Annotated in this window: 25 protein-coding genes, 1 tRNA gene and 2 pseudogenes; 10 read left to right on the top strand and 18 right to left on the bottom strand. The window is 45.5% G+C overall.

The features are described 5' to 3' along the window. Positions 1 to 112 precede the first annotated feature (112 nt). The 5 genes from CHA6605_RS19295 to CHA6605_RS19315 all read right to left on the bottom strand — a co-directional run bounded on the left by CHA6605_RS19295 (position 113) and on the right by CHA6605_RS19315 (position 5801). Entirely contained in the window at positions 113 to 829 is a 717-nt protein-coding gene (locus tag CHA6605_RS19295) for a sensor histidine kinase (protein WP_015161081.1), read from the bottom strand. Positions 830 to 1058: 229 nt separating this feature from the next. Further along, a complete protein-coding gene (locus tag CHA6605_RS19300) occupies positions 1059 to 2573 on the bottom strand; it encodes a UDP-N-acetylmuramoyl-L-alanyl-D-glutamate--2,6-diaminopimelate ligase (RefSeq protein WP_015161082.1) in 1515 nt (504 codons plus the stop codon). A gap of 47 nt (positions 2574 to 2620) precedes the next feature. After that, positions 2621 to 2884, bottom strand: coding sequence for a glutaredoxin family protein (locus tag CHA6605_RS19305; RefSeq protein WP_015161083.1), 264 nt, complete (start codon positions 2882 to 2884; stop codon positions 2621 to 2623). Between the two features lie 358 nt (positions 2885 to 3242). Further along, positions 3243 to 4385: an IS4 family transposase gene (locus CHA6605_RS19310; protein WP_015157518.1), complete on the bottom strand. Its 1143-nt coding sequence runs from the start codon at positions 4383 to 4385 to the stop codon at positions 3243 to 3245. 210 nt (positions 4386 to 4595) lie between these two features. Beyond that, positions 4596 to 5801 carry a histidinol-phosphate transaminase gene (locus CHA6605_RS19315; RefSeq protein ID WP_015161085.1) on the bottom strand — a complete coding sequence of 402 codons (1206 nt, stop codon included), beginning with the start codon at positions 5799 to 5801 and terminating at the stop codon, positions 4596 to 4598. Between CHA6605_RS19315 and CHA6605_RS19320 the strand changes: the two genes are divergently transcribed. The 3 genes from CHA6605_RS19320 (at position 5787) to rsmH (ending at position 7177) form a co-directional block, all read left to right on the top strand. Next, positions 5787 to 5990 (top strand): hypothetical protein, encoded by a 204-nt coding sequence (locus CHA6605_RS19320; RefSeq protein WP_041548284.1) that lies wholly within the window; start codon positions 5787 to 5789, stop codon positions 5988 to 5990. The two genes, CHA6605_RS19315 and CHA6605_RS19320, sit on opposite strands and share 15 nt — an antisense overlap. Before the next feature lie 5 nt (positions 5991 to 5995). Next, positions 5996 to 6068, top strand: a tRNA-Glu gene (locus tag CHA6605_RS19325). Positions 6069 to 6277: 209 nt separating this feature from the next. Further along, positions 6278 to 7177 (top strand): 16S rRNA (cytosine(1402)-N(4))-methyltransferase RsmH, encoded by a 900-nt coding sequence (gene rsmH / locus CHA6605_RS19330; RefSeq protein ID WP_015161086.1) that lies wholly within the window; start codon positions 6278 to 6280, stop codon positions 7175 to 7177. Positions 7178 to 7290: 113 nt separating this feature from the next. On the opposite strand, the gene CHA6605_RS36285 is transcribed toward rsmH, so the two are convergent. After that, the gene (locus CHA6605_RS36285) at positions 7291 to 7422 is read right to left on the bottom strand and encodes a hypothetical protein (protein WP_269744510.1); all 132 of its coding nucleotides are present in this window, start codon (positions 7420 to 7422) and stop codon (positions 7291 to 7293) included. A gap of 2 nt (positions 7423 to 7424) precedes the next feature. Here CHA6605_RS36285 and CHA6605_RS19335 point away from each other — a divergent pair, with 2 nt between their 5' ends. Continuing rightward, positions 7425 to 9449, top strand: a complete 2025-nt coding sequence (locus CHA6605_RS19335) for an NAD(P)H-quinone oxidoreductase subunit 5 (RefSeq protein WP_015161087.1) — start codon at positions 7425 to 7427, stop codon at positions 9447 to 9449. Between the two features lie 258 nt (positions 9450 to 9707). Here the strand turns inward: CHA6605_RS19335 and CHA6605_RS19340 are convergent, their stop codons facing one another. From CHA6605_RS19340 to CHA6605_RS19375, 8 genes and pseudogenes are all read right to left on the bottom strand, one after another. Further along, on the bottom strand, positions 9708 to 10130 hold the full coding sequence (locus tag CHA6605_RS19340) for a hypothetical protein (protein ID WP_015161088.1): 423 nt from the start codon (positions 10128 to 10130) through the stop codon (positions 9708 to 9710). A gap of 257 nt (positions 10131 to 10387) precedes the next feature. Continuing rightward, positions 10388 to 11413 (bottom strand): HupE/UreJ family protein, encoded by a 1026-nt coding sequence (locus tag CHA6605_RS31840; RefSeq protein ID WP_157260037.1) that lies wholly within the window; start codon positions 11411 to 11413, stop codon positions 10388 to 10390. A gap of 178 nt (positions 11414 to 11591) precedes the next feature. Beyond that, the gene (locus CHA6605_RS19350; RefSeq protein WP_015161091.1) at positions 11592 to 12980 is read right to left on the bottom strand and encodes a tetratricopeptide repeat protein; all 1389 of its coding nucleotides are present in this window, start codon (positions 12978 to 12980) and stop codon (positions 11592 to 11594) included. 24 nt (positions 12981 to 13004) lie between these two features. After that, positions 13005 to 13619 carry a hypothetical protein gene (locus CHA6605_RS19355; protein WP_015161092.1) on the bottom strand — a complete coding sequence of 205 codons (615 nt, stop codon included), beginning with the start codon at positions 13617 to 13619 and terminating at the stop codon, positions 13005 to 13007. Between the two features lie 217 nt (positions 13620 to 13836). Continuing rightward, positions 13837 to 14571: pseudogene (locus CHA6605_RS19360) on the bottom strand (DUF4331 family protein); the annotation flags it as partial. Positions 14572 to 14749: 178 nt separating this feature from the next. After that, the gene (locus CHA6605_RS19365; protein ID WP_015329006.1) at positions 14750 to 15637 is read right to left on the bottom strand and encodes an IS982 family transposase; all 888 of its coding nucleotides are present in this window, start codon (positions 15635 to 15637) and stop codon (positions 14750 to 14752) included. A gap of 291 nt (positions 15638 to 15928) precedes the next feature. Continuing rightward, the gene (locus tag CHA6605_RS19370; RefSeq protein ID WP_041549692.1) at positions 15929 to 16411 is read right to left on the bottom strand and encodes a DUF4331 family protein; all 483 of its coding nucleotides are present in this window, start codon (positions 16409 to 16411) and stop codon (positions 15929 to 15931) included. A gap of 140 nt (positions 16412 to 16551) precedes the next feature. Then, positions 16552 to 17157, bottom strand: a complete 606-nt coding sequence (locus CHA6605_RS19375; protein WP_051038935.1) for a PEP-CTERM sorting domain-containing protein — start codon at positions 17155 to 17157, stop codon at positions 16552 to 16554. Positions 17158 to 17947: 790 nt separating this feature from the next. Between CHA6605_RS19375 and CHA6605_RS19380 the strand changes: the two genes are divergently transcribed. Next, positions 17948 to 18361, top strand: a complete 414-nt coding sequence (locus CHA6605_RS19380) for a sigma-70 family RNA polymerase sigma factor (RefSeq protein WP_232432313.1) — start codon at positions 17948 to 17950, stop codon at positions 18359 to 18361. 179 nt (positions 18362 to 18540) lie between these two features. After that, a complete protein-coding gene (locus tag CHA6605_RS19385; RefSeq protein ID WP_232432104.1) occupies positions 18541 to 19197 on the top strand; it encodes a cupin domain-containing protein in 657 nt (218 codons plus the stop codon). Between the two features lie 139 nt (positions 19198 to 19336). Here the strand turns inward: CHA6605_RS19385 and CHA6605_RS19390 are convergent, their stop codons facing one another. Beyond that, a complete protein-coding gene (locus CHA6605_RS19390) occupies positions 19337 to 19747 on the bottom strand; it encodes a hypothetical protein (protein ID WP_157260038.1) in 411 nt (136 codons plus the stop codon). Positions 19748 to 19819: 72 nt separating this feature from the next. Between CHA6605_RS19390 and CHA6605_RS19395 the strand changes: the two are divergent. Next, positions 19820 to 21082 (top strand): annotated as a pseudogene (locus tag CHA6605_RS19395) (IS66 family transposase); the annotation flags it as partial. A gap of 74 nt (positions 21083 to 21156) precedes the next feature. Here CHA6605_RS19395 and CHA6605_RS19400 read toward each other — a convergent pair. The 3 genes from CHA6605_RS19400 to CHA6605_RS19410 form a co-directional block, all read right to left on the bottom strand. After that, complete coding sequence (locus CHA6605_RS19400; RefSeq protein WP_051038937.1) at positions 21157 to 21921, bottom strand: MFS transporter; 765 nt, start codon at positions 21919 to 21921, stop codon at positions 21157 to 21159. Positions 21922 to 21981: 60 nt separating this feature from the next. Continuing rightward, the gene (locus tag CHA6605_RS19405) at positions 21982 to 22299 is read right to left on the bottom strand and encodes a hypothetical protein (protein WP_041548288.1); all 318 of its coding nucleotides are present in this window, start codon (positions 22297 to 22299) and stop codon (positions 21982 to 21984) included. 84 nt (positions 22300 to 22383) lie between these two features. Then, complete coding sequence (locus CHA6605_RS19410; RefSeq protein WP_015161096.1) at positions 22384 to 23067, bottom strand: DUF4439 domain-containing protein; 684 nt, start codon at positions 23065 to 23067, stop codon at positions 22384 to 22386. Between the two features lie 201 nt (positions 23068 to 23268). Between CHA6605_RS19410 and CHA6605_RS19415 the strand changes: the two genes are divergently transcribed. The 3 genes from CHA6605_RS19415 to CHA6605_RS19425 all read left to right on the top strand — a co-directional run bounded on the left by CHA6605_RS19415 (position 23269) and on the right by CHA6605_RS19425 (position 24764). Further along, positions 23269 to 23835, top strand: a complete 567-nt coding sequence (locus tag CHA6605_RS19415; RefSeq protein ID WP_015161097.1) for a sigma-70 family RNA polymerase sigma factor — start codon at positions 23269 to 23271, stop codon at positions 23833 to 23835. A gap of 111 nt (positions 23836 to 23946) precedes the next feature. Next, positions 23947 to 24576, top strand: coding sequence for a cupin domain-containing protein (locus CHA6605_RS19420; protein WP_015161098.1), 630 nt, complete (start codon positions 23947 to 23949; stop codon positions 24574 to 24576). Positions 24577 to 24590: 14 nt separating this feature from the next. Beyond that, positions 24591 to 24764, top strand: coding sequence for a hypothetical protein (locus CHA6605_RS19425; protein WP_157260039.1), 174 nt, complete (start codon positions 24591 to 24593; stop codon positions 24762 to 24764). Positions 24765 to 24861 lie beyond the last annotated feature (97 nt).

Here is a 24861-nt window from a genome sequence, read left to right on the forward strand (position 1 = left end):
GTTTTAGGCTTTAGGCTTTAGGTTTTAGGTTTTAGGTTTTAGGTAGAGAGCTGGGTTCTGGAAGATGGGGGTAATTGTTCTTGATTCCCATTACCCATTACCCATTACCCGTCTAACCGCCAGTCGGTAATAGTACGCGAAACTTAGAGCCAACGCCGACTTGACTGATAACGGAGATCGAGCCGCCGCAGCGGAGGAGGATGTTTTGGACGATCGTTAAGCCTAAACCCGCACCATTGTTATGCTCGTCTGGTAAATGGCGAACGCGGTAAAAGCGATCGAAAATTTTAGGAATTTCGGCTGGGGCGATGCCGATGCCAGTATCGCGAAATTCTAATTGCACGTACTCACCTTGCACGGAAGCTTGGACGAAAACTTGACCGCCATCGGCGGTATATTTGATGCCATTGTGCAATAAATCGATCGCAATTTGCCGTACCCATGTTTCCACACACAAAATTGGCGGTAGATTGCTGGGGATAGTATAGCCCAGCCTGACGCCTTTTTCGGCGGCTAAAGGTTGATAGGTACTAACGACTCCAGGCACGATCTGGGCGAGCTGAAGCGGCACGACTCCAGCTCGATCTGGCGATCGATCGAGTGCCAGCAGTCGGGTTGCCCCGTTAATTAATGAGTTTTGGCGATCGCACTCACCACGAATTAAGCCTAAATACCTCTGCCGTTGTGGTTGCTTGAGAACTGGCGATTCCAGCAGTTTGAGGGCTGTTTTGATATTGGTTAAGGGCGTACACAATTCTTGCATCAGATGGGCGATCAGCTCATCTTTCAAGTCACCTAAGCTGAGTTCTGGAGGGGGGGGGTTTTCCATCAACGGGGGACTGGGGGACGGGGGGACGGGGGGATGGGGAGAGGGGGAAACAGGCTTTAGGCTTTAGGCTTTAGGTCTTAGGTATGAGGGAAGAGGCTTTAGGGATTAGGCAATGTCGATAGTGCATTAGATAGACGCAAGCGTCTCAAAACCTAGAGCCTAAAGCCTAAAGCCTAAAACCTAAAGCCTAAAACCTAAAGCCTAAAGCCTAAAGCCTAAAGCCTAAATCTTACCCTCCAAACTTTTTACTCAAAGCCGCACGAGCTTGTTCGCGATCGTCAAAATGGATTTTTTCGGTGCCGAGGATTTGGTAATCTTCGTGTCCTTTGCCTGCGATCAGGACACCATCGCCCGGTGCTGCCATGGCAATGGCTTGGGCAATGGCTTGAGCGCGATCGGCAATCACTTCGACGCCTGCGGTGCGATCGATGCCAGCGACGACATCTTGCAGAATTCGGGCGGGATCTTCTGTTCGAGGGTTATCGGATGTTACCACTACGAGGTCGGCAAGGTCGGCGGCAATTTTGCCCATTTGCGGGCGTTTGGTGCGATCGCGATCGCCACCACAACCAAACACACAGATTACTTTACCATGGATAAAGGGACGTGCTGCGGTGAGAAGGCTTTCCAAACTATCTGGGGTGTGGGCATAATCGACGATCGCGGTGATGTCTTGCTGGGGCGATATTTGGACGCGTTCCATCCGTCCGGGTACGCCCGGAAAATTCTCGATCGCGGCGACGATCGGTTCTAAGCTCATGCCGAGGTGTAAGGCAGTCCCCACCGCAGCTAAGAGATTTTCGAGGTTGTAATCGCCGACTAGGGGCGAGCTGAAGTCAATTTCGCCTTGAGGTGTATGCAGTTTTCCGCTGACGCCCGTTTGACTGTACGCGAGTTCGCTCGTCCACAGATCGGCAGTTGCATCGGTGGTACTGTAGCTCCAGACTCGTTGGCGAAGCCTCTCGGAACGAGAATCGGCTGAAATTTGGCCAATTAATCGTTTGCCATATTCATCATCGAGATTGACGATCGCACGTCCAGTAAGATATTCGGGGCTAAATAACAAGGCTTTGGCTTGGAAATAGTTCTCCATGTTCTGGTGATAATCCAAGTGATCCTGAGTCAGGTTGGTAAATACGCCCACCTCAAACGGACAGCCCATGACGCGCCCTTGATCCAACGCGTGAGAGCTGACTTCCATTAAGGCAACTTTAGAGCCTGCGGCGAGGGCTTGGGCTAATTGTTGTTGGAGATCGACGGCGAAGGGGGTGGTGTGGGTAGCTGTTTTTTGATAACCCTGCCAGCGGGTGTAGAGGGTGCCGAGCAGTGCGGTGGAAATGTTGGCTCGAGCGAGTAAATATTCAATGATATGGGTGGTGGTAGTTTTACCATTAGTACCCGTGACGCCGACCATTTTTAGGGTTTGGGCAGGATGGCGATAAAAGTTGCCAGCTAGAGCTGCACAGGCTGCTGTCATGTCTGCGGCGATCGCAATACAATTTTCTCCAGTTGGTGGGTGAACTGCTGCGGCTGCGGGTGAAATTACGGCTCCGATTGCTCCTGCGGCGATCGCGCCTTGCCAAAATTCACCGCCATCGACTCGCGTTCCGGGCATCCCGATGAATAAGTCTCCAGTGGTGCAAGCATGGGAGTTGGTTTTTAAGCCTGTTACTTCTAAATCTAAATTGGGATGGTCGCTGGAGAGGTTAATTTGGCTTTGAGACAGAAGTTCGCGTAGTTTCATAGGGATGGTAAATGAATAGGCTCGAAGCAGAGTGTTGGATTTAATTCTTACCCATTTTGCAAATATTGCTGTAAAATTTGCTGCACTTGGGGGACTCCAGCGCGAGGAGAAAACCTGGGGATGGTTCGCTCGGTGCCGTCAACTTGCAAACATAGTACTGGGATCTCGTATTGATATCGATCGAACCAGTCGGGGTTGGTGGTAATTTCGCGAATTTCGAGGTGAATCTCGGGTTCTATAATTTGTTCGAGTTTTTCTTGCAAGCCTTCGCAGAGGTGGCAGCCGATTTTGCTGTACAAAATTAAGTGCATGGGATTTGAGCGAAACGATCGAAGTTATTTAGTACAATACAATAGCTGGTGGCGATCGATATCTAATTTTCTTTAGTGCTGTCAAAGGATAAGTATTTATTGGGTGCGAGTTTTTATGGTGCTCAGCGCACCCCGATCTGGGGAAGGCTCCCCCTTATTTCCTCTAGTCCTAGTAGTAGGGTTTAGCTGGTTGGCAAACAAACCGCCAGAAGTTGCCGATACTTTTATCAATGGGTAATTTAACGTAAAAATTTTAACTAAGTTTGCAAACTATTGCCAAACTGAAATTAAAGTAGTAGCTTGAACTTGAATGCAGTAGCGATCGATAAGCTTAAAAACTGTCGGGGCGACTTGTCGCCTATAACGCTGATAGGATAAGTCTCATAGCTCTCAAGCCTTGTTGATAATTAGGTAGTTTATGTGGGGACAAAGACATTAATTCAACAACAACCTGCCAATTACTAGATGTTGAATCGACCCATGATTCACCCCAGAGTCCAATATAGAAAGTGCTATGTCTAGCATATTTTCGGTGATGTTCTGTTTTTCTGCCGAGATATTCTTGAACTTGCTTTGATTTGATATCTATCCCTTGGATGATACTCTTCAAGTATGCTAGTGATAGCAAAATCAATAATTTGCTCAATCGTTCGCCCGTTAAATTAGTCTTTTCTAAGTTATATCCTCCGCCCTTAAAGTCTCGAAACATCTCCTCAATTCCAAATCTTTTAGCATAGGTATCAACTGCTGCTTGTAGATCTGCCAAGCTGGTCAGAATATACCAAGGCTCTTTTGTGGTAATATTTCGATATTTACCTAGCCATTTACCTGCTAGGTTAAATCCTTCAACTGGTGCAGTTTTTCTAATTGTTACTTCTTGATTAAAAAAGCTATTTCCTGGCTCTAATCCTAGCCTTTTCAGTTCAGTCCACAATTCCTCTTCAGTCTTGATACAAACATTCTTTTTCAGTCGTAAACAGAAATCTATTTTCTGCTCTCTAAGCCAGTTCGCAAGAGTAACACTACAAAATTCACGATCTCCCAGTACCAACAAGCTATAATCTGATAGGGCAGCGAATACTGGGGTTAATACTAATTGTTGGTTTTCCAATGTACTGTTCCCTTGTTTATCAAGCATTTGCCAATAAATAGGAATTGCTCTCTTTCGCCAAATCATACTGACCATCAAAATATTGTTTGATTGCCATTTGGTTCGATCTATTGCTAAATATATAATATTATTCTGTTTGACATTGCCTTTAATCCAAGCAATCACTAGTGATAACCAAACATTATCTAAATCCCATTCATCATTTGATAAAAATCTCTGGACTTTTTTTCTTCTGCTTTCAAATTTAATTGGCATCGCTAGTTTTGTTGCGATGCTTTCTAGCGTGACTTCTTTAATAGATTGCACTACTTGAATCAATAAAATTGTCAATAAGTAGTTACCGCGTGTGAATTTTTCTGACAAATGGGCATGATACAATTCTGGTAACATTTAATTGTTTTTTGGGTAAGAAGCTCTCTTACCCTATCTTTTTTGATACTATTTGTCTAGAGTTGTCTCTCTGCCGAGTTTTCAGGCGACCTGTCGCCCCGTCAGGCTTAAAAATTATCGTGCAATTTTCAGCATTAAAGAATTTAAAATCTATTGTAGGTTCCCTCAGATCCATACCAAGCACTAGGATATTTCAACTATCTTGTCTTGCTAAAACGCTCGTAATAAGTCACCGATTCTAATAATAGTTCGATCGTTTTCTGCTGGAGAACCGATCGAAATTCGTAAGCCACCCCCAGTATGGCGGATCGATGTGCCTTGGATTTTTAACTGTGTAACTAGCTGTGCCATCGCTAGCTCGGGATTCTCGATTTCCAACATCCGCACATACAGAAAATTAGCATCGCTGCGCCACACTTTGAGCGCGTCAAACTTACTTAGTGCTACAAACAAGCGATCGCGTTCGTTCGTAAGTTCTGGCAGAACTGACAGCAGGGAAAGACGGTGTTGTAATACTAACTCGGCTGCGGCTAGAGACATACTCGGCAAATTGTAAGGCAACCTTACCTGCTCTAGAGTGGCAATTAGCTGAGGATGTCCGACTGCATAACCTACGCGATGCGCCGCCAGTCGAAATGCTTTAGAAAATGTCCGCAAGACAATCCAATTTGGATGCTCGGCTAATTCGGCAACCACAGTCTGTTGACTAAACTCAAAATAGGCTTCGTCGATGACTACCAAAATATCTGCTGGCAAACTCCGCATCCAGTCTAACTCTGTTGCACTCAGCGCATTACCCGTCGGCGAATTGGGATGCACCATAAATACCACCCTAATTGGTGCCGCCTGTCGATCGCGAATTGCCGTTTGAGCCGCAGCCACATCGACTTCAAAGTCGGCATTTCGAGCGATACTCACGACAGGTATTCCCAAAGTCTTGGCCAGAATGCCATACATGCTAAATGTCGGTGCGGCTACTAAAATGCTACCCTCACCACCAATGCAAGTTGCAATCAGAATCGATCGCAATAACTCATCCGAACCATTGCCCACACTAATTTGACTGGGAAGGAGCCGATGCTCGTTCCGTATCGCCAAAGGCGAGGCTGCGCCAACGTTCATTCCTGCCGATTCTACTACATACTCAGCGATCGCTGCCTTGAGCCGCTGATGTCCGCCATCGGGATAACGATTGCTTTCGATGGCTTCTACCCAATGCTGCGCCAATTTTTGCTTTATCTCTAGCGGCAGATCGTAGGGATTCTCATTCGTGTCTACTCGGTCGATCGAGATCGCCACAGATTGCCCCTCAGTCCCGCCAGGATGGGGCGTGTATGCCTGCAAACTCGCAAGTTCGCTGCGAATGAAGGGTAAGGATGTAGCGACGCTAGGATTGGGTGAATGAGTAGTAGTCATGGTAAGCCTTGGCAAAGCCTCTGGAAACGAGCATCAGATTTGAATTCCCATCATAGATCGATCTTCCCCTCGATCGGCTCGATCTCTAAATATATTCATGCAGATCGTAGTGGCGATCTCGATCGAGAAAATAATCTGGCTGAGGTATTGACAGCTCCGAAAATATCTCGTATATTGATAAATGTCTGAAACAAGCCCCCATCGTCTAGAGGCCTAGGACACCTCCCTTTCACGGAGGCGACAGGGATTCGATTTCCCTTGGGGGTACTCAGAAATTTTCAAAAAGAGGTTAGACATTATTTGTCTGACCTCTTTTTGTGTGACTGGTAATTTAGGGGGTAGGCTTTAGGCTTTAGGTTTTAGGCGGGGAGCAGGGAGCGCAATTCCAATCCATTACCCATTACCCATTACCTACCCATCCACCACTTCGACTTCGCTCAGTGCAAGCCATCTACCCACCCACCCTTTACCCTTTAATGGATTTTTTGCATATTCCAGTATTAAGCCAGGAGATCGTCGCTGGGTTGGAGGTAGTTGCAGGTGGTTATTATTTAGATGCCACAGTTGGTGGTGGCGGACATAGCGAACTGATTTTGCAGGCTGCGCCAGATGTGCGGCTAGTCGCGATCGATCGAGATTTGCAAGCTCTAGATGCTGCTAAAAATAGACTGGCACCTTATGGAGAGCGCGTGACATTTTGGCATGGAAATTATGCCGATTATCAGCCGTCGGGAGGACAATTTGATGGGATTATTGCCGATTTGGGTGTCAGTTCGGTGCAATTAGATCTCGCCGAACGCGGCTTTAGTTTTCGCAATGAAGCACCATTGGACATGCGGATGGATCGTTCTCAAGGGATGACCGCCGCAGATTTAGTCAATCAGACTTCGGAAGTCGAATTGGCACGGATTATTTTCACCTATGGGGAAGAACGCCTCTCTCGGCAAATTGCGAGGGAGATTGTCGCCGGACGTCCATTTACGACGACAACCCAATTAGCTTATACGATCGGTGGTGCCGTACCGAAGTCTTACCGTTACGGGCGCATTCATCCAGCGACGCGGACATTTCAAGCTCTGCGGATTGTGGTCAATCAAGAGTTGAGTTCGCTCGAAAAGTTTCTGGCAGTGGCACCAACATGGCTCAAGCCTGAAGGTAAGATCGGGCTAATTAGTTTCCATAGTTTGGAGGATCGGATTGTCAAACACACTCTCCGCGAAAACGAACTGCTTAAGGTATTAACTAAAAAGCCGATAATCGCCAGCGATGCCGAAATAGCCAGCAATCCACGCGCTCGATCGGCTAAATTGAGATGGGCGGTGTTAGATTCACCGCTCCGATCGACCGAAACATCGATTTACCTTGACGAATATTGACTAATGTCCGCCATCGATCGTTTACCGTTAATGGGGATCGGTATAATTGCTCATAGGACACCCGATCGCATAGATATTTGGCTATCGGCAGCTAAACCTCGACGATCGGCTAATTAAAGCATAATGAATGTGGCATCAGAGCACACTGCGATCGCTCCGAACCAAATATACTCATTCACGTCACGCTTGCCATCAATCGCCAAAGATTTAGTCTGTCCATCCTCGATCGTTAGATTTAAGTACATACATGGAACCACTATACGATTATGCCTGGTTGATTCCAGTGTTTCCCCTGACTGGGGCGATGCTAGTCGGATTGGGATTGATTTCACTCAACAAAGCTACCAACAAACTGCGAGATCTCAATGCAGTTCTAATTATTTCCTTACTTGGAGCGGCGATGGTGATGTCCTTCGCCCTGCTCATCAGTCAATTTCAAGGACATCCCGTTGTTACTCGATCTTTTGAATGGGCATCTGCGGGCACTTTTCATCTCAATATGGGTTACACGATCGACCATCTGACATCATTAATGTTGGTCATCGTCACCACCGTCGCCATCTTAGTGATGATCTATACCCACGGGTATATGTCGCACGATCCCGGCTACGTGAGGTTTTACGCCTATTTGAGCTTATTTAGTTCCTCAATGTTGGGCTTAGTCGTCAGTCCCAACCTCGTCCAAGTCTATATCTTCTGGGAATTGGTAGGGATGTGTTCCTATCTGCTGATTGGCTTTTGGTACGATCGTAAAGCCGCCGCCGATGCCTGTCAAAAAGCTTTCGTTACCAACCGCGTCGGTGACTTTGGCTTGCTCCTAGGGATGCTCGGACTCTACTGGGCGACTGGCAGCTTTGACTTCCAAATTATGGGCGACAGACTCCAAGAACTCGTCGAATCGGGTGCAATTGGGGGCGGATTGGCTGCCCTATTGGCGATCCTCGTCTTTATGGGGCCAGTTGCCAAATCCGCTCAATTCCCGCTCCACGTTTGGCTTCCAGATGCGATGGAAGGCCCCACGCCGATTTCCGCACTGATCCATGCTGCAACGATGGTAGCCGCTGGTGTCTATCTCATCGCCCGGATGTATCCCGTGTTCGAGAATATCCCCGCTGCGATGGATACTATCGCTTGGACTGGCGCAGTTACAGCCTTTTTGGGTGCCTCGATCGCGATTACCCAAAACGATATCAAAAAAGGTCTCGCTTACTCCACCATGTCCCAACTGGGCTACATGGTAATGGCCATGGGCGTCGGAGCTTATTCGGCTGGTTTATTCCACCTAATGACTCACGCTTACTTTAAAGCGATGATGTTCTTAGGTTCTGGTTCCGTCATTCACGGTATGGAAGATGTCGTCGGACATAACCCCGTTCTCGCTCAGGATATGCGCTTAATGGGCGGCTTACGGAAGCATATGCCCGTCACTGCTGGTACCTTCTTTATCGGTACCCTGGCAATTTCAGGAATTCCTCCCTTTGCCGGATTCTGGTCGAAAGACGAAATTCTCGGTGCCACATATGCCTCAAATCCGCTCTTGTGGGCGGTTGGTTTCCTCACCGCAGGGGTGACCGCATTTTATATGTTCCGGATGTATTTCTCGACCTTTGAGGGCAGTTTCCGGGGCAACGATACCAAGATTCAAAAGCAATTACTCGCAGCCGCACGTCCGAGTGGTAGTGACGCTCATAACGACCATCACGACGATGCCCACGCTCACAACCACGCCGCCAAGCCCCATGAGTCGCCGTGGAGCATGACTTTACCGCTACTGATCCTCGCGGTGCCATCCGCCTTAATCGGATTAGTCGGAACGCCATTCAATAACTACTTTGAAGCGTTTATTTCCGCACCCGGACATGCCGTGGAACACGCACATGAATTCGATCTCAATGAATTCTTAATTATGGCTGGTAGTTCTGTCGGCATCGGCCTAATCGGGATTACGTTAGCATCCTTGATGTATCTCAGTCGCAAAATCGATCCCAGCGCGATCGCTTCCAAAATTCCCGCGCTATACAATCTCTCCCTGAATAAGTGGTACATCGATGATATCTACAATAGCGTCTTCGTCATCGGTTTGCGCCGAGTTGCCCGTCAGGTAATGGAAGTCGATTACCGCGTTGTCGATGGTGCGGTGAATCTCACTGGTTTAGCAACATTGCTCGGTGGTGAAGGTTTGAAATATCTCGAAACCGGGCGCGCTCAATTCTACGCCTTGATTGTCTTTGGGGCGGTATTGGGTTTAGCGATCGTGTTTGGAGTTGCCTAAATCTAAGCTAGTTAATTTAGGGATGAGGATTTAATACTATACAGATCTATCCTACTAAGGGCAATTCCTGAATTGTCCCTACACAAGGAAGAATTACACGTTATTAAATCCTCATTCCTTACCAAGTTCTATTTATCCCCCCACCCTCCTTATTATTAGGAGGGCTTTTATTTTGACGATCCGGCAATGACTGGACTAAGAGCTTGTAGCGATAGCCATAACTACGCTCCCGATCGCTTTATCTTTAATGCCAATTGGCTATTGATAAAGTGACATTTGTTGGATGACAAACCGTCTCTCTGAAGGGGTAGCACCGATATTTTTCATCATCTCCCGAATGTTATTTCTATTAACCTGAATGTAAGTGCCATTTTGCCGATAGTGAGTATTCTGCACTTGCCGCATGGCCTTGCGCAAATTTCTTTCGCGGATTGAATAGCGACGATTGGGAGTTGAAAGCTGTGCGAGTGAGTTAGTATAACAGCTTCTAGCTTTAGACTCGGATGCAGCGAGATTTTCGTTCGTCCAGGTTGAGGTATCCAAATTGTAGATCCGGTCGCACTCTTTTGTTGTCTGTGCCGAGACAGGTTGTGGCAACATTACTGAATTGCTGATGGCAACAAAGCAGATCGGCACCAAATTAAATAGATATTTACGGAGTATTCGATCGATTGGCTCCACTACTATAATCCCCAATTTGTAAACTATTATCTAAAGTCTTTTGCTTCGGCCACATCATTATGGTATTTGGATACTATCAAAAGTTATTGACTGATTCATCTACCAAAAGTAGTAGATTTTCTGGATTTGCAATAAATGTCGATCCTGTCAAGTCGGTATCGGTGGTTGAGGGGTATAGTTTCGATGAGGAAAGCGTTTCTCTAGAAATATACAATAAACTAACTCTGTCGATCGAGCTAACAACTTGCAACTATTCACTATCCCATCAAAGCGCGTTCCCAAAACCAGATCCCACTCATTACGACTACCCCTACCGAAATCAGACGGCGAATCGCTAAATCCCAAGGCAATTTGCGCAGATAAGATAAACAAACATACGTCAAAAGCACGATCGAGATCTGGCCGATTTCGATACCAGCACTAAAACTAAGTAAAGAAACTGCTAAATTATTTCGAGGTAATTCTAACTCTTGTAAAGCTGAAGAAAAGCCTAAGCCATGAATTAGACCAAACCCAAAGGCTAATTGCCATCTCGCCAGATTAGGCTCCTTCCGCCACAAATTTTCGGCAGCAATATAGGCGATCGATAGAGCGATAAATATCTCCACCCAGCGACTAGGGACGGAGACAATGTTGAGAACTGCTAGGGTTAAAGTAATCGAATGCGAGATACTGAATGCAGTGACAACCTTAATAAGATATCTCAATCCGCCACCTAGCATTAAGATACTAATTAAAAATAAAATATGGTCGTAACCAGTTAAAATATGCTCGATGCCCAGTCCGATAAAACTAGTAATCTGCTGTAAAATGGGCGGATCGATGAGATCGGCATTTTTGCTAGTTGGTGTAAAGACAATATTATCGACCTTACCATCTCTAAATACCTGTACCAAACACCGCGCTGTGTTTACTCCAGGTACGAACAAATCGTAATACATTTGCAATTGGCTCACGGGTTCTGCCCAGCGATATTGCAATAGTAAGGTGCTGTGGGTGTCGGGTGCCGCAATGAGATTCGGTTGCGAGGTTTTGGCAAGAGTCGATCGCACGATCGAGACACCATTTTTTTGTCCGGCTGCTGTTAGTTGAATTTTTTCATTCAAAAATTGCCGAAGTTCGCTTTGATGTGTAGTTATTTCTAGTTCTGACAATTTTAGATCCTTGTCATCATCAAATCGATCGACTAAACCAGTCGGTATCGTTAGATTTAATTCGACATTCTTCTGAGCGATCTGAATATCTGCTACTGCTAGATCTGCCCAATGTGCTTGACTGGGCATAACTAAACTAAAGCTTAAGATCGCTCCTAATAATACGGCGCTCGCATTTCTACCAAATCTGGGGATTCGATTGTAGACATTAAGCCAAAAGTGAGTGAAAAAATTCATATCGATATAGTTATTTTCGATTGGTTTTTAACGAGCTTCAACCGCTATAAAATTCGAGTGAGGTGATTCTTTAATTCAATCCCGATAATCCGACACCTAACCCTAAAGCCTGTCTCGCTCCAGCATCGAACGTCGGATCGATCGATTTAACTACTTCTCGATACTTCTGGGCTTGCGCCGATTGCCCTCTAGCTTGGGCGATAACCGCCGCTCGATCTAATAAACCCGGATCGCGGATTCCCAACTTTAATGCTGCTGAGATCGCCTGCTGTGCCCGTTCTAGCTGCCCCGTCTGTAAATAAGCAGCCGCTAAGGTATCCCAAGTTTCAGGATCTTGGCGGATTTTAATTTCGGCTTGCATCAAAGCCAGTGCCTCGGCGCGATCTGCTCGCTGTCCCCATTCCAGCAATAATTGCGCCAACTCCCGCCGATGCCCGAAACCCGTCAGATCCGATCGCAATCTCGACACCGCTTGCTCCCATGTTTGGTTGGCTTGCGCAATCTTGCCTTGCAACCGTTGGACTCGCGCCAAACCTCTGAGGGCAACATGATCGTGGACTGTAGGGTTTTGCTGATTATTAGTGAGGAAAAATCGATCGTATAATTCAACGGCGCGTCGCTGGTGCTGCGGTTGAGTGGGATCGGCTTGCCACCGTCGAACGGATAATTCGGCCAGATTTAATAAGGCTGGCGGATATTTTGGCAAGATTTGTAAGGCAGAATCATATAATTCCTCCGCCTGCTGAAGTTGTCCCCTCTTGTAATAAAACCGCCCCAATAATGTCCGCACCCACGCCGAACTCCCCGCCTCATCCGGTTCTTCAGCCGCGATCGCGGTTTTAAAATCTTTAATTGCGGCGGCATCTTGTCCCTGAGCGACTTCTACCAAAGCTCTGAGCGCGAAATTACTGAGGCTGGGCATCCTGCGGACTGCGGTGTCGGCAGCTACTCGGGCGGCGTTAGCATTACCCAAAGCCAGATAGTTAGTTGTTGACAGAGAAAGGGATTCAGCTTGCGGGGGCAGTTGTTTGACTAAAGCTAATGACTGGGTGAAGTCATGTTTTGCCGCTGATACCTTTGCTAGCACCAAAATCGCTCCATAGTTATAAAATGGCAACTGGTTGAGCGATTGCTGGGCTGTTTGTTGGGCAAGTAGATACCAACTACTGTCTCCAGTCGCCCGCGCCATTTTTAAATAATTTTGCGCCAATGCCGCTCGTGCTAGTCCCGCTGTCGGTTGCTGTTGAATGATGCGTTGGTGAAAGGCGATTTCCTGTTGGATATTTTTGGTAATGCTCCCCACTGCTGGACGCGGAAACCGATATTTCCAAGCCGGATTGGTACGTGGGGCGGTGAGTAGCAAATAAGATGCGATCGTGCCACTAACGATTACTAGCAGCGCACCGAACCAGAGCAATTTTTTACGCTCAGACGCTCTTTGGATCGGAGAAATTTGCATGTCTGTTTAGTGAGTACGGGTAATTTACCGAAGTTCGATAATCGTTGGGGGCGCGGGCGTCCCTGGCGGCTGGACGGAGGCTGGAATGACGATCGTGGTTCCTTCTCGGCGATCGTTCGGTGGTGGTGCGATCGGCACTGGCGCAATAGTGGGCGTGCTTTGCATCTCGACTTTCGCGGCACCAATATTCATCGAGCCTTCTTTGAGATCGGCAATTAGTTTACGAGGATCTTTGTAGCCTAGTCTCGGAGCCAAAAGTATCGCCAGTCCATTCGCCATTTCAGTTTTGTTTTGGGCGATCGCTTCTGCTAGCGCGATCGTTAAGCTACGATTGTCTTCTAGTTGACGTTTGATCCGATCTGCTTCTGCTAATGAAAATTCTGGCGCACCCGGTCGCCAAGTGATGCCTACCTGCCAGCGCACACCATTGGAACCAGAACTAGAACCACTATTAAAACCGTTGTTAAAACTGTTGGAGCCAAAAGACGAGCCATCAGTGATTGTCGAGCCAAGATCGACCTTGAAGCACAAATTAGAGCAACTATCCGAGCTTGATGAAAATGACGTGTATTGAGCCAAACAGGGAGCTGCGATCGTTGTCACCCAGAGGATTAGAGCGGAAAGTAGCGGATATTTCATGGCAGTTATCTACAATATTCGTGCGCAGATTTTGATGGGGTGCCGACTACTGGCGGAAATCCTGGAGATCGGCCAAAGACTATGCCAACTAAAAGGAATTGGAAGTCTGTTCGAGCTTCCAATTCCTGGATCGCGATCGATCTAAATGCCTGAAACATCTGACTTTGACCGCATGTCGCTGCGACAGTTATCGATCGCGCGGCTCACCACAGACTACTTAATTTGGTAAGGCTAAATAAGGAAAACTCGATTCCAATGGTTTGTGCCCTTGCGCGGGGTTGCCTGAAGTGCCCTCATAGGTGGCGTTATCGCCCTTAATTGCGCCATTAGTTAAGACGCTTAGAGTCGTATCGATGACATCATCCTTGAGCAGCCGCCCGCGAATGGGACTACCGAGCGCATTGAGCGCATTGCCATAACCACTAGCACCCGTGGTATCGATCCGCATCACATCTGGTAAAAAGGCGGCTAGGAGCGCATTCGTCCGATTAGTGTCATTTCCCAACGCTTTGAGCGTGCGGGTAGCTTCTGCACCGATCGGAGCTGCTGCTGGAGAGAGATCGGCAGTCGGTGGTACGCTGTTGAAGGTATTGAGTAAGTCGTTGCTGACAATTAAGCCCTCGTTGATGGCAGGACGCGCCAAGCGTTCGACCTGCTGATAGTTGCCATTGGCATCGCGGAGCGAAATTGTCTCCCAGATATCGTAAGTAGTTGCGCCACTATTACCTTGCAAAAATTGCAGCGGCAGCCGAATTGCGATCGTATTGACGTTAAAACCTTTAAATGAATCCACTGCTTGAGCGGGCGGACGGAAGCCAACGGCAGGCCCGATGCCTAATGCCCCAGCTCGCACCCGGAAAAATTGCTCGACATCAAAGACAAATGGATCTTCCCGCAAACCCGCAAACACGGAAAGCTTGGAGCCTCCGGCTGAGAGTTGGTTGACGATCGGTCTTTGGGCATTGGCAGCTTGTAACCTGAGTTCGATGAGGCTATGCCTCATCGAACTCAGATGTGACAACATGTTCAGCTTAATAGCAAATTTTATGTAAATTTTGGCACGATAAAACCCATCATTAAGATGATTAATGATTGAAAATATTGAGTTAAGTTAATAAATAAATAATCGGCTAAATAGGAACAATACTAAAGAAGTTTTGAGCAGGCTCATCTAGCTTCAAACTCGGCTTTTTAGGTTGATGAGTATAAGCAATTAATGCTGTAATCAGATTTAGCATGAAATTATGCAAGCTCCGATGGCGAGAATGGACTAAATAACAAATATTTTTTAACTGGTCATTTACCGTTTCAATCAGCGAGCGTTTCCGAAGTGATATTTTGTCATCCATCAAGATGAGCTTGTTTTTCATATTAGATTTTAGTGGCGTAATTAGCTGCAATCCTTTATTTAATAATTCTTCAAATAGTTCTTTCTTAATATATCCTTTGTCTCCAAATATTTTTCCTGATATTCCCTGTGTCATTGATGGCAAATGTGTGCGGTCATCGACATTGCCAGGTGTGATTTTGCAGCTTAATATCTCTCCGCAATCATTAATAATTAAATGAAGCTTGAATCCAAAGTACCATCCCATAGAACTCTTACTCAGCTTGGCAGTTTCTTTGAAAACCTTATTTCTTTTAATTCTTTTTGGGTGACAAACTGGAATAGCCGTGCTATCCACGAAACTAATTCCAGTCACCTTACCTTGACGAGAGTTGAGATAATAAAGGCAAGCTATTAAAACATTTGGCATCAACTCCACCATTCTATTGTAACTAACCAATTTTGGAAAATAATCAGTTAAGTTTTGACAAACATTTTTGAGGTAATAATCCTTAAATGTTCGATAGCTTGACTGATGGAAATGAATAGAAATAGTCATGACCTCGCTCAGTGATAGGCCGCAGCGTTTTGGTAAGCTATTACCGTTGGCAGGGAAAGATATTGATGAAAAAGTTGCCAGCCAATCTTGGCAGAAATCATCTATTTCACAAAATAGTTCGGTTAAGTCCATCATCTAAGTGTGGTTTTCTAATATATATATTAATTTAACCAGAATCAGAGATTATACATAAGGGTTGCAATGCTATTTGTACTTTTATTTGCCGACCGCTCCTCAGAACTTTTAATAACTTATTAATTGTTAATTATTTGTAATTATCGATCGACGTTTTACTTCCAAGTCATTATCAATAATCAAAGCTTATTGATAATGACTTGGAAATATCTCATTTTAATAATTGATGTTTATGACTCAAGCACAGTCAGAGACTTGATTTGATGATGAGGCACAGCCTCATCGAACTCAGGTTTGTAGTGACGTGGTGACAAGATTGGTTGCTGAGGTGGTCTGTCCATCCTTGATGACAGTCATCTTGATTTGCTGCTGCTGTTGGTCGTTGGGCGCACCAAACTCAAACCGGATTATGACATCTTCTTGTCCGGTGGGTGTAGCGTCCTTATTGGCGACGCGAGTCAGTTTAAATTCATAGCGGGCGTTAGTACTAAAGTAGTACTGCTGGCGGGCGATCGAGCGGGGATTGCTATTCATCACCAAGACCAGATCGCTAGGGTTGGCATTTGAATTTTGATCTTGTTCCCGAAATGCGTATAAATCAGTCAAATTCAAGCTGCGACCTTTAGCATCGACCTCACCGTCATCGTGATCGGAAGCCATCAAATATTGTGGCAAGCTAGTTGCTGCCAACATTACCGCAAGCGAGATGCCACCCAGAACTAGCGATTTTTTCCAGTTAAACTTAGCAAACTTAAAAATTGAAACTGCCATATGCGATCCTGCTACTTAATGATTGAGTGGATAGATTTGTCGATTTACTTGTATATACGCTGCTAATTTCAGAATGGATCTTTATAATCACTAATAAAATCATGGACGCTTGAATAATTAACTAGCTTGCGTTCGGACAACTAAGATATATTTTTGTCGATCGTTTCAGCGAGTTTCATTTTGCGTCTGGCATACGCACCATAACCAAAAGCTGCTAAAGTACCTAAAATTGTCGCTGGTTCTGGTACTGCGGTAGGGATAGCCGAAACATTGCCCGCACCAGTAATACTATTGGTGAAAGTCCCAGATTGATTATTATCAAAACCAGTCGTAACAAAGTAATAATTAGTGCCAGGGTTGAGGGCTGTGGTAAATCCAGATAAGCCCAAGGTTGGATTATCGTCATTACCAATGACGATATTATTTAATTCATTACCAAACGTGGGATTGAAGGTATTTTGATAAAGAAAAGTATAGTTATCAAAGTTTGCAGTACTCTGAAAAATATAGTTATCTGCGGCACTAACGGTAAATCCGAAACCACTATAGTTGACAGTATTGTTAGAGACGCTAGTTGGCGGATTGGGTCCATTGTCAACAGGTCTAACCCATGTAGGAGCATCTATCGTAGTGTCACTGTAAGTAAAAGTAACAGCCTGAGCACTAGGAGCGATCGGCGACATCAACACTGTCCATCCCCAGATAATACTGGCACTAGCGAAAGTAAGTTTATTGTTTTTAAGCATAATTTTGACTGACAATATATATGACATATTTGCATTCTAACAAGCCAATTAATAGGTTGTTAGTCATGCGATCGAATACCAATCGAATTTAAGCTACATGACTTATATCGATGAAAATTTATGTCCGAAAGCACATTTTTTAGCGATATTGCTTCAGTCATAATGCTTATTAATCTTAATTAATAATTAACACAAGAAAAGACTTATAAATATACATTTATAAGTGAAAAATTGCACACATTAACCCTAATTTAGTTGCGTGTTTTACAAGCGTCAATACATCAACACTGCCTCGATCACGTAGCGTTATTTATCATCCCTGCTATTACAGGAATGTCAACTTTCATTCAGCCGAGATATATAGTTATACGCACCGATCTCGTTAATGGATCTCTATTGATGCAAAAAAATCTCAGTTATTTTCAGGTTCGCTCTCGGTAGCAAAGCTCAACGTGCATCTGAGATAATCAGTGCTGTGCTAAGGGGATGTTGAAAGAGTTGAAAGATTTGTGACTTAAGTCTCCTGAACTAATGCGCTCGTATCATTCGATTGGGTGAGGCGCTCGGATCGAGTGTCAGCTAAAATGCTCTAATTAGTATTTTCCTTCCTTTGGAGTCAATGGTCGAAACCACAAATTTACTCTTAAAGATCGCCAAGGGAGATCGGACAGCACTCTCTCAGCTCTACGATCGATATGCCCGAACGATTTATGCGATCGCCTGGAAGAGTCTCAACTGAGTTGAGGACTGCGAAGAAGTTGTTTTAGATGTATTTGCCCAAATTTGGAGGATTGCTGACAGGTACGACGTCTATGAAGGTTCGGTCGAACAGTGGATTTTGACGCTAGCGCGCAGTCCGATCCTCGATCGATTACGTAAATTGCAACGGCTCTATAAAGTTAAAACAGTAATCTCTTGTGGCAAAAGAATCGATTTTCCAACTATCAGCGTAGATCTAATTGAAACGATCGAAATTGACGAACGACGACAATTGGTACTCGCGGCGTTAAGCCAGATTCCCTCAGAACAACTGGAGGCGATCGAATTGGCTTACTATCAAGGTTTAACCCACACTGAGATCGCCACACGCACTGGACTGTCGATCTGTACCGTCAAAACCTTACTACGGCTCGGATTGAGTAACCTAAAAATAGCCTTTAAAAGCAAATTGTCAGTAACTCCAGTAGGTAGCAACTTGGGTTAAACAGTAGAACTCCTGCGAAAGTCTGGGAAAGATCGACAGCACCTATGATTATCGACACATTTAGTTAATATTTTATAATTAGTTAATAATGCTCGAAATAATTGGTATTAAAGGATAGCTTAAATACTTTCTTCGCAGGAGACCTAATGATAGAGCATCACTAAACCCCCTTATCCCCCGTGTCTGAACCGCTGATGAACGAACATCGATGTTTTTGCGAACTCGCACCACTTTATGCGCTCGATCTGCTCGATCTTGAAGAACGGCTCTGGATAGAAGCTCAAATTTTGGCTTGCCCAGATCTGGCTGAAGAACTAGCAAGTTATCAAGCCGCAGTAGCTGTGATTCCCTATAGTGCTCCAGTCGTGCCGATAGCCGCAGATCTCAAGTCGCGGTTATTCGATCGCCTTGATGCTCCAGCGGAGAGTCAACTGGGTTTAGATGCTGTTCCTGCACAGCCGGAAATTTCGTCAGTAGAGTCATCCGCGCCAGCCACGATCGCGATTAGATCTGGGGAGCTAGAATGGCAACCATATCGGGCAGCCGGAGTCGAAGTTGCGGTGCTATTTATCGATCCGCTCAACCGGATGTGCTCTGCAATTGTTAAAGCAGCCGATGGAGTCATCTATCCACTCCATCAACATCAAGAGATTGAGGAAATTTATATGTTAGAAGGAGAACTAGAAATCGCTGGACAGGTATATCTGGCGGGGGACTACATTCGATCGTCCGCCAATTCGATCCATCCACCTGCAACTACCAAGGGTTGTAAGTTCTTGATTCGGGCTTGTATCGACGATAATTACGACGAAAACTTGCTCGCTCGCGCTCATTAAAAATTGTCTGCGATCGTCGCTGAAGGGTCGATCGGCATCGACTACAAACCAGACACTCAGACGATCGTATTCAAAATATAATAAAAGTGTTTTTATATCGATTTTTTGCTAACAACTTTTTGGGATCTTCCATGCCGATTTATCCCTTGAATCCTAATTGGATAATTAATGTCACAAGTGCATTTGCCGCACCCATTCCTCCAAAATAAAGTCCAGTTGCGAGTCCCGCTCGATCGATTGGTAAGTTACTCAAGCACCACGGGATTTGAGCGATAAATAATATTCCCAATGCGATACCACTAATTACCAGGATCGCGATCGAGATCGGCAAGGAAGATGAAAGCGAATTTATCGAGATTATTAATAAAATAACAGCCAAGCCGATCGCCATCGAGCGATTCATGCCCCATTTCATCACCCATCGTTCTAAGGTAATAGCAGCGATCGCACAAATGAATAACATACTCGCTGAGATATATTCAGGGGAAAGATCGAATAGACGTAACGTCTCAATAACCGCTGGTAAATCAGGGGGTTGCAAAAAGAGCAAAAATCTGGTTTAACAAAGAGATGAGTATAAACAGCGATACTAGTCCAGCCCAAGCGAGTACCCCAAGCACAGCAAGAGCTAATAATTAAGCGGCATAACATCCGATTTCAGCTAGCGGAGTACATCACAGAGGATGGAAAAACAGTGGTGGGAGAATTACCCACAGAATATCAAGGAAGACACTATTGGCCAGGATTAGTGTGTTATGTGATGTATCAGCATTACCAATGTAGAGTAACACAGCCATTAATCTACGAGCAACTCCGAGAATGGGGAATAGATATTTCGGCAGGACAAGTAAATCGGTTATTAAATGAAGAGCATCAAAGATTCGAGCAAGAACAACACCAGGTATTGAGAGCAGGGTTAGAGACAGCAACATATATCCATACCGATGATACCGGAGCAAGGCACAACGGTAAAAATGGATATTGCACAGTAATTGGGAATGATGACTTCGCGTATTTCCACAGCAGTAACTCCAAAAGTCGAGAAAACTTTCTGGAAATATTGCAAGCTGGAGCGGAAAAATATGTATTGAACGAAGAGGCAAAAGCATATCTGGAAAATTATCAGCTCCCGCATAAACATCTTCTGGAGATCGGTTTTTCGGAAGAGCCATTGGCAATCACCAAAGAAGATTGGCATAACTATTTATTAGGAAAAGGAATAGTTGGCGTAAAAACAGTACGGGTGCTGAGTGAAGCAGCACTGCTAGGGGGTTTGACAATTCAAGGTAGGAGTGAGCCACTGAGGATTCTCAGCGATGGGGCAGGACAATTCAACATCATGGAGCATGGATTATGCTGGGTTCATATCGAGAGAAATTTGCGAAAATTAGAGGGTAAGACCGAGCAAGAACGAGAGAATATTGCTGATATGCAAGGATTATTATGGGAATACTATCAAGAATTGAAACAGTACCAACAGCAGCCAAGTAGAGAAAGAGCATTGAGCCTACAGGATAAATTTGATGAGATATTTGGCAGATGTTATATTCATCATGGATTGCTCAATCATGCACTCAACCAAATCAGAAATCGCAAGATTGAACTGTTACAGGTACTAAATTGTCCAGAATTTCCCTTGCATAACAATGCAGCAGAAACTGATATTAGAGAATATGTGACCCGCCGAAAAATTAGCGGCGGCACACGTTCTGAGTTAGGACGAAAAGCTAGAGACACTTTCGTTGGATTGAAAAAGACTTGTCGTAAACTAGGGATTTCGTTTTGGAATTATCTGACATCTAGATTATGTGGCGATGAACAAGTACGACCCTTATCAGATGTGCTTCGTGCTAAAGCTGCTGCTAAAATTCCGGCTCCAGCATAGCGAATTTTAAGTAACTATCTTATTTAGTACGAGAGAGGGGTATTTCTCCTGACCATATTTCCCTCTATCAGCGTTTATTGAGGTCTTACGAATAGACTGGCGTGCAATCTTTGAGGGCAAACTCTAAGTAAAATATTTACTAAGATTCCCGCCACTAATCCCATCCCAAAAATTCTGATTTTCCGAGCCAAACTCGACTCGATCGACATTGTTGGTTTGGCGATCGCGCTCGTAACAGTCGAATTTAATTCTGGTTTGGATGACCATAATAAGATCGCACTTAGCACCAGCATCACTGCACCTAGCAAAAATGTATTGCCAGAGCCTAATGCGGTAATTATCCGCTCGAAAATCGGTCCGATCGCGCCAATTAGCCCGAAAATAAATGTTAAAATAGAACTAGCGGCTGGTAATGCTTCTGTCGGGGTAGTCTGACGAATTAAAGCAATAGCTGGGCCGCGAAATACAATCATCGCTACCGTCCAAAAAGTCATTAAAACCGGGATCGTCCATCGCAGCCAAACGGCAATAGATCCGTGCAATAATAGCCCGATGGCGACGAATAATAACCCCGCCAAGGTAATTCCCACAGCGATCCCTGGGAGCCGACTACCCACTCGGTGCATCAACCGATCGGACATCATGCCAACAATTGGTTCGATCGCTGCACCCAAGAAACCTTGGATTATGCCTAAGCTTTGGGCGATGTGAATGAAGCCTAAATTTGTTAGAATGACTGGTTGATAAAAACTATACGCCATCCAACTAAAAATGATAGCGGCTACTAATGCGCCCAATCCCCACAGTTGCCGCCACAGAATGCGCTGATAACTAGTCATATTTCTAATGTCGATCGAGAATAGATCGTTAGCTCGACTTTATCCATTTTAAAATCTTCTTTAAAATCTTCCTTTTTGAAACTGGCTCCCAAGCTTATAAAATATAACTAACTTTTTCCCGATCGATTTACCCAGTTTGACATGCTCGACACCTACCATCGGCACGATCGAATTTTTTGCACCAAGCTCGTTGTCTTGGCGACGACGGCGGACTAAAATGGCTCGATCGACAACGATCCCCAGCAAAGAAAATCCGCCCAAAATCGCGATCGCCAGAGGCAATCGCAGCATGATATCTTTGAAACCTAAATCTATAATTTGCACCTCTGTGGATGGGTAATGGGTAATGGGTAGCGTCGCTGCCTTGTCGATTGGCAAAAAGACGATCGTAATCTTACCCTTTGCCCTTTCACCTTTTACCCTCTACCCTCTACCCTCTACCCTCTACCCTCTACCCCCTAACTAAACATTCAACACCCAAGCCGGACGAGTGTTGGGATTGAAGAAAGCAGTAGGCACGATCGCCAGATCTACTCCGAGTGATTTGAAGGCTGCTCGAATGGCGGTGGCATGGGCGGCTTCGTTGGTACCGATGCTGGCTCCAGCGGTAATTAGTGCGGGTGTTTTGAGTTTTGCGGCTTCCAAGGTATAGGCGATTGCGGCATCAACTTCGAGAGCTAGTGCGAGTTTGGCGATATTGACATCGGTATCGATATTCCCTTCACCTTTTTTGAGATAGGAAGAGAGATCGTAGCTAGTTTCTGCTTTGACGGGAGTACCGCCTAAGCTTCTAATGGCATTGCTGAGGACATCTCGGTGGGCTTGATGATCGGTGAGATTAGCAGTCGCTACGGCTAAGACAGCTTTACCGACGGCAGTATTAGTCAACTTAGGAGCGGCGAATTTATATGCCCAGATTGCTTGATGTTCGTAGTAAAGCCCGTTGTTGAGAACGGCGATATCATTTTTCTTATCTCGAGCTGATGTGGTTTTACCGATTGTCGTCGCCTGTGCCATCTGGCTGGCTGCGGGGATGGCAAATGCAGTGGCTAACCCAGCCGCTGCGCCTGCGAATAACACTCCTCGGCGGGAGATGTTGTGAGTTTGATGGGTAACGGATTGAATTAGCGACTTGTTGGTATCCATGTGGTGGTATCTCTGTCGAAGGAACTTTCCTATAGATACGAGCGTTATACACATCTGGATCTGTTTTCGATCGACATTATTTCGATCGAGGTTAAAAGCTGACTGTAGCCACGCTAATATCTAAAGATACTCGAACTAGATCGATCGACATTTACCATATACTTCGAGCGATTCTTACTTTAATTTGACAGTATCCTCCCAATGTTGCAGTCCCCGATCGAACCCGCAAAATTACTCATAAATATCGCCAAGGGGGATCGGAGTGCATTATCACAGCTTTACGATCGCTATTCCCGGATGATTTATGCGATCGCCTGGAAAAGTTTAAACTCAGTAGAAGAATGCGAAGAAGTTGTCTTAGATGTATTTGCCCAAATCTGGCGGATCGCCGACAGATTCGATCTCAATAAAGGCTCTGCCGAACAGTGGATTTTTACCCTCGCACGCAGTCGGACACTAGATAGACTGCGGAAGTTTCAACGACTCCAAAAAGTTAATGAGGCCATTGATGCCGGAAAAGAAATCGATTTCCCTACCGCTAGTGTAGATCCAATTGAAGCGATAGAAATTAGCGAACGACGCCAACAAGTACTCGCAGCATTAGAGCAGATTCCGCCAGCACAACGCCAAGTCATCGAAATGGCTTATTACCAAGGTTTGACCCATTCTGAAATCGCCACAGCCACAGGACTCTCACTCGGTACAGTCAAAACTCGCCTCCGACTGGGATTGAGTAAACTAAAATTAGGGTTTGAAAATAAATCGTAACTCAGCCTTCGCCTCTAGCCGTCGATCCTAGTAGTAACTCTGGTAAATACTAGCTAGTGGTAGATAGCAGAAATTAAGCTCCTACTTCTTGTCCCCACTCCCAACTGGATCGTGACCGACCATTACTGTTTTTGCGACCTCGCCCCACTATACGCACTCGATTTACTCACTCCTGAACAACGGCTTTGGATCGAAGCTCAAATTGCCGAGTGTCCGGATCTGGCCGAAGAATTAGCAGGTTACGAAGCAGCGGTGGGGTCAATGCCTTACACGGCTCCTCCTATGCCGATGGCAGCAAATTTGAAGGATCGGTTATTTGACAGGTTGGGACTAGATCCCGTTGCATCGAGTCCGCATTCGCAAGCACAGACATCGCCAGCAGAGCCATCAGAGCCAGAGCAATTTGCAATTCGAGCGGGGGAGCTTAACTGGAAGCCACACCGCATTGAAGGCGTAGAATGCGCGCTGTTATTCCTCGATGAGGTCAATCGGATGCGATCGATGCTAGTCACAGCAGCCGCTGGCGTCGTCTATCCACTGCACGAACATCGTGGGGTCGAGGAAATTTACATGTTAGCAGGCGACCTAATTATTGACAATCGAACTTATCTAGCTGGCGACTACATTCGATCGCATCCCAATTCGATCCACGCACCATCGACGAATACGGGTTGCAAGTTTTTGATTCGGTCTTGTATCGATGATAATTATGACGAAAACTCGATCGCTAGATCTCATTAATATTGTGTTGGCACTTGCAAGCTAGCCCCTTTGCCCACTGCTCGTTAATAGGATCGGTTCAAATTTGTCCTCTTTATGCCCGCCGAATTAGAGATCGATCGGCTAAAATGCGGAGTATAACTATCGCCGATCGAGTCGATCGCTCTAGTGCCTGCGAACGCCAGCAGATCGCTCGAACTCAGCCTTAGCAATGAGTTGTAACTAGCGTTCGATCGACCTTATCGACCCGCACAAAGATGTCATAGCCAGAGGCTCGTAGCGATAAGACAGGGTCTTTGTCGATAT

The sequence above is a fragment of the Chamaesiphon minutus PCC 6605 genome (assembly GCF_000317145.1).
Taxonomy (GTDB): Bacteria; Cyanobacteriota; Cyanobacteriia; order Cyanobacteriales; family Chamaesiphonaceae; genus Chamaesiphon; species Chamaesiphon minutus.

What these genes read in the sequence shown, in the direction of transcription:
- CHA6605_RS19295 (WP_015161081.1), bottom strand. Translation starts at nt 829, where the DNA reads ATGGAAAACCCCCCCCCTCCAGAACTCAGCTTAGGTGACTTGAAAGAT.
- CHA6605_RS19300 (WP_015161082.1), bottom strand. Translation starts at nt 2,573, where the DNA reads ATGAAACTACGCGAACTTCTGTCTCAAAGCCAAATTAACCTCTCCAGC.
- CHA6605_RS19305 (WP_015161083.1), bottom strand. Translation starts at nt 2,884, where the DNA reads ATGCACTTAATTTTGTACAGCAAAATCGGCTGCCACCTCTGCGAAGGC.
- CHA6605_RS19310 (WP_015157518.1), bottom strand. Translation starts at nt 4,385, where the DNA reads ATGTTACCAGAATTGTATCATGCCCATTTGTCAGAAAAATTCACACGC.
- CHA6605_RS19320 (WP_041548284.1), top strand. Translation starts at nt 5,787, where the DNA reads ATGAGTAGTAGTCATGGTAAGCCTTGGCAAAGCCTCTGGAAACGAGCA.
- CHA6605_RS19315 (WP_015161085.1), bottom strand. Translation starts at nt 5,801, where the DNA reads ATGACTACTACTCATTCACCCAATCCTAGCGTCGCTACATCCTTACCC.
- rsmH (WP_015161086.1), top strand. Translation starts at nt 6,278, where the DNA reads ATGGATTTTTTGCATATTCCAGTATTAAGCCAGGAGATCGTCGCTGGG.
- CHA6605_RS36285 (WP_269744510.1), bottom strand. Translation starts at nt 7,422, where the DNA reads ATGTACTTAAATCTAACGATCGAGGATGGACAGACTAAATCTTTGGCG.
- CHA6605_RS19335 (WP_015161087.1), top strand. Translation starts at nt 7,425, where the DNA reads ATGGAACCACTATACGATTATGCCTGGTTGATTCCAGTGTTTCCCCTG.
- CHA6605_RS31840 (WP_157260037.1), bottom strand. Translation starts at nt 11,413, where the DNA reads ATGCCCAGTCAAGCACATTGGGCAGATCTAGCAGTAGCAGATATTCAG.
- CHA6605_RS19350 (WP_015161091.1), bottom strand. Translation starts at nt 12,980, where the DNA reads ATGCAAATTTCTCCGATCCAAAGAGCGTCTGAGCGTAAAAAATTGCTC.
- CHA6605_RS19355 (WP_015161092.1), bottom strand. Translation starts at nt 13,619, where the DNA reads ATGAAATATCCGCTACTTTCCGCTCTAATCCTCTGGGTGACAACGATC.
- CHA6605_RS19365 (WP_015329006.1), bottom strand. Translation starts at nt 15,637, where the DNA reads ATGGACTTAACCGAACTATTTTGTGAAATAGATGATTTCTGCCAAGAT.
- CHA6605_RS19370 (WP_041549692.1), bottom strand. Translation starts at nt 16,411, where the DNA reads ATGGCAGTTTCAATTTTTAAGTTTGCTAAGTTTAACTGGAAAAAATCG.
- CHA6605_RS19375 (WP_051038935.1), bottom strand. Translation starts at nt 17,157, where the DNA reads ATGCTTAAAAACAATAAACTTACTTTCGCTAGTGCCAGTATTATCTGG.
- CHA6605_RS19400 (WP_051038937.1), bottom strand. Translation starts at nt 21,921, where the DNA reads ATGACTAGTTATCAGCGCATTCTGTGGCGGCAACTGTGGGGATTGGGC.
- CHA6605_RS19410 (WP_015161096.1), bottom strand. Translation starts at nt 23,067, where the DNA reads ATGGATACCAACAAGTCGCTAATTCAATCCGTTACCCATCAAACTCAC.
- CHA6605_RS19415 (WP_015161097.1), top strand. Translation starts at nt 23,269, where the DNA reads ATGTTGCAGTCCCCGATCGAACCCGCAAAATTACTCATAAATATCGCC.